General features: G+C 38.5%; 12 protein-coding genes. 3 read left to right on the plus strand and 9 right to left on the minus strand.

Annotated elements, in window-relative coordinates:
* Positions 1-92: 92 nt before the first annotated feature.
* Positions 93-761: a B3/B4 domain-containing protein gene (locus KH400_RS20210; RefSeq protein WP_312889303.1), complete on the plus strand. Its 669-nt coding sequence runs from the start codon at positions 93-95 to the stop codon at positions 759-761.
* 287 nt (positions 762-1,048) lie between these two features.
* Positions 1,049-1,489, plus strand: a complete 441-nt coding sequence (locus KH400_RS20215) for a Dps family protein (protein WP_217227735.1) — start codon at positions 1,049-1,051, stop codon at positions 1,487-1,489.
* A gap of 176 nt (positions 1,490-1,665) precedes the next feature.
* Here KH400_RS20215 and KH400_RS20220 read toward each other — a convergent pair whose 3' ends face one another.
* The 9 genes from KH400_RS20220 to KH400_RS20260 all read right to left on the minus strand — a co-directional run bounded on the left by KH400_RS20220 (position 1,666) and on the right by KH400_RS20260 (position 7,930).
* Positions 1,666-1,953, minus strand: coding sequence for an atypical membrane-integrating protein (Mistic protein) (locus KH400_RS20220; protein WP_217227736.1), 288 nt, complete (start codon positions 1,951-1,953; stop codon positions 1,666-1,668).
* Between the two features lie 83 nt (positions 1,954-2,036).
* The gene (gene ykzS, locus KH400_RS20225) at positions 2,037-2,234 is read right to left on the minus strand and encodes a protein YkzS (RefSeq protein ID WP_217227737.1); all 198 of its coding nucleotides are present in this window, start codon (positions 2,232-2,234) and stop codon (positions 2,037-2,039) included.
* Positions 2,235-2,288: 54 nt separating this feature from the next.
* Positions 2,289-3,839, minus strand: a complete 1,551-nt coding sequence (locus KH400_RS20230) for a polyamine aminopropyltransferase (RefSeq protein WP_217227738.1) — start codon at positions 3,837-3,839, stop codon at positions 2,289-2,291.
* A gap of 69 nt (positions 3,840-3,908) precedes the next feature.
* A complete protein-coding gene (locus tag KH400_RS20235; protein ID WP_217227739.1) occupies positions 3,909-4,304 on the minus strand; it encodes a DUF350 domain-containing protein in 396 nt (131 codons plus the stop codon).
* 21 nt (positions 4,305-4,325) lie between these two features.
* The gene (locus tag KH400_RS20240; protein ID WP_217227740.1) at positions 4,326-4,931 is read right to left on the minus strand and encodes a DUF4247 domain-containing protein; all 606 of its coding nucleotides are present in this window, start codon (positions 4,929-4,931) and stop codon (positions 4,326-4,328) included.
* Between the two features lie 160 nt (positions 4,932-5,091).
* Positions 5,092-5,760, minus strand: a complete 669-nt coding sequence (locus tag KH400_RS20245; RefSeq protein ID WP_217227741.1) for a PspA/IM30 family protein — start codon at positions 5,758-5,760, stop codon at positions 5,092-5,094.
* A 19-nt stretch (positions 5,761-5,779) separates the two neighbouring features.
* On the minus strand, positions 5,780-6,283 hold the full coding sequence (locus KH400_RS20250; RefSeq protein ID WP_217227742.1) for a DUF4178 domain-containing protein: 504 nt from the start codon (positions 6,281-6,283) through the stop codon (positions 5,780-5,782).
* A gap of 80 nt (positions 6,284-6,363) precedes the next feature.
* Positions 6,364-7,380, minus strand: coding sequence for a potassium channel family protein (locus KH400_RS20255; RefSeq protein ID WP_217227743.1), 1,017 nt, complete (start codon positions 7,378-7,380; stop codon positions 6,364-6,366).
* Positions 7,381-7,531: 151 nt separating this feature from the next.
* Positions 7,532-7,930 (minus strand): rhodanese-like domain-containing protein, encoded by a 399-nt coding sequence (locus KH400_RS20260; RefSeq protein WP_246589912.1) that lies wholly within the window; start codon positions 7,928-7,930, stop codon positions 7,532-7,534.
* Between the two features lie 317 nt (positions 7,931-8,247).
* On the opposite strand from KH400_RS20260, the gene mgtE reads away from it, so the two are divergent.
* Positions 8,248-9,606 carry a magnesium transporter gene (mgtE, locus tag KH400_RS20265; protein WP_217227744.1) on the plus strand — a complete coding sequence of 453 codons (1,359 nt, stop codon included), beginning with the start codon at positions 8,248-8,250 and terminating at the stop codon, positions 9,604-9,606.
* The last annotated feature ends 134 nt before the right edge of the window (positions 9,607-9,740 follow it).

Raw genomic sequence — 9,740 nt, forward strand, 5'->3', positions numbered from 1 at the left:
TTCTTTTTTTCGATTGAGTGCTACGATTTAATAACTGATTTGTCATTATGATAAACTAGACATAAATGTTAGTTAAAAAGAGGTGTCCCTACGTGTTAATAACATCCATACAAGATGATATAAAGAAGCGTCTACCTAATTTTAAAATTGGAATGATTACGTATCAAGGAATTGTTGTCGACCATTCTCCACAAATGTTGCGGGGGCGATTACAGTTTTTCCAAGAAGAGATCAAGGTCAATCTAGAAACCACTCCACTCACAAGCTTAGCTGGTATTAAGGAATGGCGAGAGATATTTAAAACGCTTGGAATCGATCCCACGCGTTACCGACCTTCATCTGAGGCCCTATATCAGCGAATAAAAAAAGGACAATCACTTCCACTTATTAATTCAGCTGTAGACCTCAATAACTTCTTTTCCTTACAGCACGAAATTCCGCTGGGTATCTATGATTTAGATCAATTACAAGGCCCCGTTGAATATCGTATTGGCCAAGAAGAAGATCAATTTTTAGGAATTAACGGTAGAGTCAATCAATTAAAAAATAAACTTATATCTGCTGATGCAGACGGTCCATTCGGAAGTCCAATTGTCGACTCAAAACGAACAATCGTAACTGAAAAGACAAAAAATGCCTTACATATCGTTTATTTAAAAGAATCCATGCAGCCATCTGAAGCAAACAAACTTCTCTCTTCACTAGCTAGTATGTTTACACAAGTCCATGGCGGCGAAGCAACGCCTTCATTGATCACCTAATACCCTCGAATCACTTCGGGGGAAATTCCCCTAACTCAATCTAAGGCGGTGCGAGTAAGCTTACTTCCCTGAACATTCCTCTTTGCTAGCGCACTCCCACTAGAAAAAGTAGTGTTCCGTTGTTAGAACACTACTTTTTCTAGTTTACCATCCTTCCGGCCTCCGTTTCATTATTGAACAGTTTCCAGTACATATTAATATCCGATCAACCAGAAACTAAAAGAGGTTTGAACAAGCCGATTGCTGGGTATTTTACTAATAACACCGCTAACAAAGGAGATGTATGTATGAGTCAAGAAAAAGTAGCGTCAATATTAAATAAGCAAATTGCTAACTGGAGTGTTCTTTTTATCAAACTCCACAATTATCATTGGTTTGTAAAAGGTCCTCAATTCTTTACTCTTCACGAAAAGTTTGAAGAGCTATACAACGAAGGAGCAACACATATCGATGAATTAGCTGAACGCCTTCTCGCTCTACAAGGAGAGCCTGTGGCAACCATGAAAGAGTTTCTTGAGGTGTCATCCATTTCAGAAGCAACAGGTAACGAAACAGCTGAAGAAATGGTTGCTGAACTTGTCAAAGACTTCGATACGGTCATTTCTGAGTTAAAAGATGGAATGGAAGCAGCTGAAGAGCTTGGTGATGAAACAACAGGCGATATGCTACTAGCGATTCACCAATCACTTGAAAAGCATAACTGGATGCTGCGTTCCTTCCTAAAATAATCACAACACATCACTTTTGAACCTACTTCATTCTTAAACTGACTAGAATAATATTTATTGGACAAAAATACTCCCCCTAAGGTAAAACAGATTTTTATTTTTTAATCTGTCTACCCTAGAGGGAGCATATCAAATTGTCCCAGCCTCCTTTCTATCCATATGAACATGTAGACAAATTATTCATCCTCATCGTTTTCTTTTTCTTCCTCAGTATCTTCTTCCACATCTTCTAACGGCAACCAATCAAGCAACTCACGTACAATCGTATTTATTTTTCGGTTTACGGTATCGGCACCAAACTGATTGATTGCTTTTCTTAAATCTGTTATCACTTCTTCATCAAAATCAATAAGAGGCATATCCTCTTCCGAGTCATTATACATTTCGATCACGACATCTAACCCATCGGTAATGTTATCAATCGCTTGACTTAATCGAGTATTTTCACTTTTTGATACTTTCATTGTCATCCCCTCGCACACACAGTTTTCTCCTAGTATAGACAAGGGGAATCCATTTCTTTCAGTTTACTCACTATTTAGTACCGTTACTCCTCAATCTTCTCATAACGATATACAACAGCTCCACCTTTAATCGCTATCCCTACAAAATCGTAAAAGTCGTTGTATGGAGGCTGTTTGCGTTTCATTAACGCTTCTCTAAAGGCAGGAAAGTCTTCCTTGCTAATCGAAATTTCCGAAATGTTACCATCCTTTAATTTTTCTAGTTCATCATTCCAATCCATATCTACCTTCCCCCTAAACCTTTGTTTCCTTATAAACTTTAACTTATATCAGCATCAATACCTACGCCATGATTCACTATATTTTTCTAAAATGATCGGGTGGATCAGCGTATTAATCTCCCACTCAAGTAATTCTCCATTCTCATTATATATAAACTGATCAATGTCCTTACCAAATTGAGTAAGGCTTCTCATCACATCACCTGATAGAAATTTCGTATCTGCTTCAATTTCAACGGGTTCTAAACTGGTAGCTTCCCGCTTTGCCAGGATGAACCCCCAATTACCGAAGCTAGGAACGTCGACTTGGAAATTCTCGGTCACTAAATCTGCAGCCTCAAGCGTTTGATTGATCGTCCAATAAACCTCTCTCGCAAATGTCGGGCTTGTCGCTTGGACCATAATCGAGCCCCCCGGTGCAAGATGATTCCGTAGAAGTTGATAAAAGCGTAAAGAGTAAAGCTTATTAAGCGACTCATTGTTAGGATCCGGTAAGTCAACTAGAATAACATCAAAAAAACGAGCAGACTCTTCCATAAATAAAAAGGCATCCTCATGAATCACGGTGAGGCGCGGATCAGAAAACGCATCGTCATTTAAGGATATGAAGTCGTGGTTTGTCTTTGCTAACTCAACGACAGCTGGGTCTAGATCGACAAGTGTAATCGTCTCTACTTCATCGTATTTACGAACTTCTCTTACAGCAAGACCGTCTCCACCACCTAAAATCAACACATGTCGCTTGCTTCTGGCTGTCGCCATAGCTGGGTGAACGAGCGTTTCATGATAACGATACTCGTCGCTTGAACTAAATTGCAATTGTCCATCTAGAAACAATCTGACGTCGCCTTGTTCTTTCGTTACAATCAATTGTTGATAGTCACTCGTGTCATGATAAATTATCGGATCCCGGTAGAGCTTTTGTTCTAATGAAAAAGCCATCTCTTCTCCCCAAAAAACACCAGCAGTAAGGACTAGGAAGATTAATATTCCAAGTCCTGCATGTTTTTTATAGGTTGTGATTTCATCCCGAAAGTAAAAGAGTAGCCAAAGCGCAACGATAATATTAATGAGCGCAACGACAAAGGCTGTTTTGACAAGACCAAGCTCTGGGCGAAGGAAATAAACAAACGCCAAACCGCCAATTAAACCACCGGCATAATCTGAAAACAGGACGCGTGCGGCACTCCGATTTAACGTCTCTCCAATCTCATTAGCCTTGCGAATCAAGATTGGCAGTTCTACACCGGTTAACGTCCCAATTATTAAAGTCACTGAATAAAGAAAGAACGCATCCGTCCCTTGACTTAAATAGGCACTAATACCAAACAAAAGAAAGGTTGAGAATCCCCCAACGATACCAATTAAATATTCCACCCAAACAAATGATAGGATTAAATTTTTCGTTACCTTCTCACTAATTGCAGCACCGATTCCCATGCCGGTCAAAAATAAAGAAATTACAAGTGTATATTGTTTGACTCCATCTCCTAAAAGATACGAGCCAGCCGCCCCAAACAAGACTTGGAAGATGATACCGCAAATCGATACAATCCCAGACGCCCAATACAAAGCTTTTGTTTTATTTACTCCATCATGTCCCACTGTTGTAACTCCTTTGCTTTAGATCCTAAGGCCCCTGAGCAAAATTCTCACCTTGTACGGGTAGTATGATTAAGTGATTGATGCCCCAATCACTAATGCTAGTCCAACTGACACAGCAAAGCTAATCATACCAACTGACACATTCCCATTTTTCAGTTGCTCTTCTACGGAAAAACTGCGTGTTACAAGTTCAAAAATCAAATAAGCAGCCATTTGCAGAACCACACCAACTAATCCCCAAATTAATGTATCCGTTAATTGCACACTATGATAAACGGCAAAAGCTAAAATGATACAAATCCCTATAATTTTACCCATAATCGATAAGGCCACAGCTTTATTACCCGCTAAGATTTCATGCCAATCTTTATACTGACGTGTTAGGCTTTCAAAAATAATTAAACCAATAAGAACAATAATAATCGCTAATGCAAAATAAACGACTGTAAATATAAATGGTTCCATTTATTACATCCTCTCTATTTTTTATTTCCCTGTCCCTGGTCCACCGCCACGGATTGTCGCACTACCACCGCGAACAGTTGGGCTATTTTGATAGCCTTTGAAACTACCACCGGATGTGCTATAGCCACGATAGCATTCATCAGGGTTATTATTACATTGTTGACGCCGAGTATTCCCCCAGTCATTACCACCTAACATGTTGTTAAGCATACTCATTAACAACATTCCTTCAAAAAAGCTCGGGTTAAAATTATTACGTACAAATTCTTTATTCGCCAATTCAATTAACGTGTTTGCTCGGTTATCTTCAGCGACTGACAAAATCACAAAAAACTGATCATAAACAAGTACTTGTTTACCATCATTTTCATCACTGGATTGGACAGGCTCTTTTACCGCTTCAATCTCCGTCGCAACTTCGGCCATCCCTTTTCCTTCTGCAACATAGATTTCCGAGTAATTCGATGAATCTATGGAACTGGCAACAACATCAAATAACGGATACTGCCCTTTAATAAAGCTAGCAATTTCGTCATTATAGATTGATTGATAGGCTGAACTTTGCACAGAACAAGCACTTATAAATAAGACAGCTATAAAAATGATAGATACATATATGCTTTTCACTGCTCCACCCCCTTTGTAGACATTCTACACCCTGAAAATGATGGGGCTGTCCCAATCTAGGTAACTGTCACCTCAAGTGCATGGTATAGAACTTACGCTACTGTTTATGCACCTAAACGAGGTATGCAATCCCTTATGGAACAGCCCCATGATTCCTTCATTATTCTTTTCCTAATCTTTTCTTCAATGCTTCTAATTCATCATCGACACTGTTTTTATCAAGGGCATCTAATTCATCATCTAAACTACGACTTGATGCATGCAGGTCTTCCGTCGTTTCTGCCTCTGCTTCCATCTCCATTACCTTTTCTTCCATTCGCTCAAAACCTTGTTTTGATTGGTCGTTACCAACAGAAGACATCGCACGGTTCATTTTCTTGCGAGTCTTTGCTGATTCTGCTCGTGCTTTTAATGAATCTTTCTTTAACTTCATTTCATTGTATTCATTTTTCATTTCCTCTAACTTCTCTCGCAATGCATCAGCATCTGCTTTTGCCGTATCATAGGATTCCTTTAATGACTCCGCTTGCTCACTATGTGATTTCTTATCCTCTAATGCACGTTTTGCTAAATCCTCATCGCCTGCTTCTAACGCCTTAATCGCTTGTTCCTCACGTTTTTGTGCCATCTTTTCTGCATCTTGATATTTTTTATACAGAAGTTTTTCATTCGCTATCAATTTAGCAACAGAAGTTTCAGATTCGCGGATATCCTCTGCCATCTCTCTCATCATTTGATCTAACATTTTTACTGGATCCTCTGTTCGGTCTAACATCGCATTTAATTCAGAGCCTACAACTGTTTTGACACGCTTAAAAAATTTAAACATCGTTATTCCCCCTTAAAAATTAATGACTTGCAAGTATTTTAAGCTCATAGTCTTCGATTGGGTAGCCATAGCTTACTTCAACTTCACTTCCCCATATTTCGACTGATAAAAAACGGTCCTCATTATCATTACAATACTCGAAGTAATGACATTCTCGGCCATTTACATTAGCTCCTCTTCCTTCACCACGAACATGGGCAGTACCACTTTCATCTAAATAATAAGTAACACCCTCATGTTCAACTCTTTCCGGTAAAGGATCGTTGAGTTTCTTGGTTATCTTTTCATACATGCCAACATGAAGCTCATCATCCATTTCTACACTTAACCACAGGGTTTTATTCCCTTGAAGTTGATACGCGGTCCATTCAAACCCATGGTCATTATACGTTAATTTACTTACGACTTGATAGTCTTCTAGGTCGTAGGTGATAATGTCATCTACTTGTATGTTCATGACGGTTCGTTCTTTAACAGGTTCATCCTGTTGTTTTGAGCGAAATAATCTACGCAGGAAACTCATCGTTCACACCTTTCTCTTTTTATACACTTACTTTTACGTTGTTGGTAACGAAAAGGTTTCAAAAATCTCAGCAAAACTTTTTATGATGTTAGCTTCTGATACGTTTCAGAATTACACACAACATAAAGAACGGCATCATCAGCGATTTTTTCATCTAAGCGACGATTAATATCAAGTTTATCACGATCAGCAATTAACGTTGCCCCCTGCTGTAATAAATCTAAGAAGGCATCACGGTATGTATGCCAATTTTCTTTCTTAGAAATCTTATAAAGGTCTTCCCCATATTGACGGCTCATCAATTGCGAATAAACCTTCGTTACGCCTTTATACATCGCTGACCGTACAGCAAGGCTCGAAATCGTTTGCTGCGATAAAATAAACTCATCAACGTTCACATGTGAAAAGTTGGTTTTATTTTTTTCCGTCATGATTTCTACCGTTGTATGGACGTCGGGAGCCACCCGTTCCGCTGTAATTGCAATCGACAACGTTTTAGCATCCTTTAATGAATGATCTTGAATATTATCATCTGAAAATACAACGACTGACTTTGCACTTGAAATGTTTGCTTTTTCAAACGTCTCTTCGCAGGTAGGATCTCCTTGTATGTAATGGACGCGATCCACCGCTAGATCAATGGGGGACTTTTCCAACACATCAATAACAACAACTTCAACACGGTCATCCGATTCTAGTAATTCCTGTACAGCAGCTGCTGTCTTTTTGCTCCAGCCAACGATGATAATATGATTGTCTTTCCCGTATTTCAACTTCCCTTCCTCCCTTTTCCGCCTAAAAATCGTAAATGCATCAACAATTTTTCCGATCACAACCCCTAGCAAACCAATACCAACTAAATACATGATGACAGCAAAGGTTTTCCCTGCTGCGGTCACCGGTGAATAATCCCCATAGCCGACTGTCGAAAACGTTGTCATCACAAAATAAAACGAGTTTGGTAGACTCTCAAAGTTATCAGGTTCTAATAAATAGGCGATAACTGTACAAAGAATCACAAAAATCAACGTAGCGAGGATTAAAGTGAGGTTTCTCATCTTTATCAAATTCAAACCAAGTTTAAGAAAAAAGTGCAATTAACCAACCTCCTCAAAACAGACACAGTAAATCTCAATGTAGTTAGTATAGCAAAAATACCCCCATCAACACACAAGAAAAAACCACCTATTTTATGATAGATGGCCGTGTGTTTATTAACTATACTGTTACTATTCTTTCAAAAAATAGCTACTTCCATTTAGTTACTTTACCTTCCCACGCAAGCATACCGCCATTGATATTGATGATATCTCGATACCCTTTATCAACTAGGATATCGGCAGCTTGCTGGCTTCGATTACCACTACGGCAGATCAAGACAATGGTTTTATCAATAGGGACGTGTTCTAACTTACTTTCAAATTGACTCAGCGGAAAATTGGTCATCTGCGCAATATGCCCTTCTCTAAACTCATTTTCTTCCCGTACATCGACAAAAAAATACGAATCATCGTCAGTTTGATGTAACAACTGAGCTAATTCATTCGTTTCCATTTGTACAACATCATTTGTCATAGAAAAACGATTACTTACAAACGCAATAAAAACGACTAATGGGATCATAACAAGAACCATTTTTTTGTTCATATCAGTATCAACCTGCTTTTTTCTTTCATTATATACATATATATCGGTATAAACCTATGTCTAACTCATGACAAATAGTAATTCAAAAAAGTGTTTTTAACCACGGCTACAACGGATATTTACGTTGCAATCTCTTCCTTTTTACTATTTGATTGTTTGACTTTTGCCATTCATTTGGACTTCTCTATGCAATGTTTTCCTTTTATAACATCTTACTTTTCGTTAAAGTGAATAATGGGAAAGATAAATCAGTAATGGACGTTATAAAAACTGACAGCTGCATCTACCTAAAGCTTTCACAGAATGGAGAGATTTCAATGTCTTTAGAGATGACAGAGAATGAAATTACACTTGCAATTATTCAATCATTGAAAGAAGGGAAAAAGAAATCCTTTCAAGAGATCATCGATGAGCTACAACCTTACGATATTGCTCAGCAATATCGGGCACTTCCGTCAAAACATATTAATAAGTTCCTTATTTATTTGTCAGTCGAGCAACTCACAGAATTAATGCAGGAGTTAGATACTGATGACCAATTAGCCGTACTCCAAAAATTGGGCATTGAAAAGTCAACAGAAGTTCTAGACTTAATGGAGAATGATAACTTAGCTTCATTACTTACTGACCTTGAGCCAGAACAAATCGAAGAACTTCTTTCAGAAATGAAAGAAGAAGAATCAGAAGTTGTGCAAAACTTAATGAACTACCCACCTGAGACTGCCGGTAGAATCATGAACAACCGTTTTGTCTGGATTCCTAAACATTACACGATTCGTGAGGCCGTTGATAAACTCAAACATTTCGCTGAGTTGGCTGAATACTTAAACTACCTATACGTGATCGATGAAGAGAAAAAATTAGTTGGGGTTATCTCCTACAAAGATTTATTATTAGGTAACTTACATGACAAAGTAGAAGACGTGATGTATAGCCGAGTTGTTAAAGCAGATGTACATACGGACCAAGAAGAGGTGGCTAAACTCATTAGCCGCTATGACTTTGTCTCCTTACCAATTGTTAAAGAGGACAACAAGTTAGTCGGAATTATTACAGTTGATGACGTGATTGATGTCGTCCTCCAAGAAGCAAATGAAGATATTGAAAAACTACATGCTTCTGGTAAGGCGATTGACTTTAATACAAGACCTCTTGTCGCTGCCTACCGTCGGCTTCCTTGGCTTATTTTATTATTATTTATCGGTTTAATATCAGGTGGAATTATTAGTGGCTTTGAAGAAACGTTAGAAGCCGTTGTTGCGCTAACCTTTTTCATGCCATTGATCGCAGGAATGACAGGAAATACGGGGACTCAATCACTTGCAGTCGTTGTTCGAGGATTGGTGTCTGAGGACTTAAACTTTAAACAAGTTGTGAAACTCATCTTACGCGAACTTTGGGTAGGGATCATTATCGGAATCACTTGTGCTGTATTAATTGCGATTATCGCTTACGTATGGCGCGGAAACCCGACATTAGGGTTTGTTGTCGGCAGTTCTTTGCTTTGCACACTAATTATCGGTACATTAGCTGGAACGATCATTCCACTGATTTTATACAAATTTAATATTGATCCTGCTGTCGCCTCTGGTCCATTAATCACAACCATTAATGATATTTTATCCTTGCTGATTTATTTTGGAATTGCGACGATGTTCATAACAAACTTGATGTAGAATCGCTCTCACCTAAACGCAAGGAAAGAGGCTCGGACAGAAGGTTGATTTTTACCTTTTTGATATGCTCCCTCTAGGGTAGACAGATTAAAAAATAAAAATCTGTTTTACCTTAGGGGGAGTATTTTTGTCCA

The organism is Desertibacillus haloalkaliphilus (genome assembly GCF_019039105.1).
GTDB classification, from domain to species: Bacteria; Bacillota; Bacilli; order Bacillales; family KJ1-10-99; genus Desertibacillus; species Desertibacillus haloalkaliphilus.